Source organism: Vibrio sp. 2033, from assembly GCF_033339735.1.
The window spans coordinates 1-509 of record NZ_JAWOVC010000884.1 but is presented as its reverse complement, the minus strand read 5'-3'; the positions used below and the strand labels follow the sequence as shown (position 1 = coordinate 509).

Here is a 509-nt window from a genome sequence, read left to right as displayed (position 1 = left end):
CATCCAAACACCGACCAAAAGCGCATAACGGAAAGGTACAACAACATCGCTCCTGTTATTCCATTCACGAATCGGTGTAATCGGAGCGATTCAGACCAAATTTTTGCATTTTCTGATTTAAGGTGCGGCGTGGTAAATCGAGCTCTTGCATCACTTCATTAATCCGTCCTTGGTGCCTCACTAATGAATCATGCAACACTTTGCGCTCAAAGTTGTGCAACTGAATCATCAACGGAACACCCGCTTGAGTCTCTTCCGTGGTTGACGACGGGCGGCTAGAAAGAATTTCCATCACAGAAACCGTATCATCCAGCGCGAAACGCATTGCGACGTTACGTAATTCGCGCACATTTCCTGGCCAAGCGTAAGAAAGCACGGCATTTCTGTCGGCATCACTCAACGGTCGACTGTCTGGATTTGTTTGCAATGCAAAGTGCTCAAACAGAATCAACGCGTCTTCTTCTCGCTCCCTAAGCGGCGGTAAGTAGATCTGTGCAACATTAAGTCGA

1 protein-coding gene is annotated in these 509 nt (G+C 47.3%); it reads right to left on the bottom strand.

The window, feature by feature from the left end:
* Window positions 1-64: 64 nt before the first annotated feature.
* On the bottom strand, window positions 65-509 hold a 445-nt coding region (locus R7P74_RS29630; RefSeq protein WP_318124327.1), incomplete at its 5' end, for a helix-turn-helix domain-containing protein.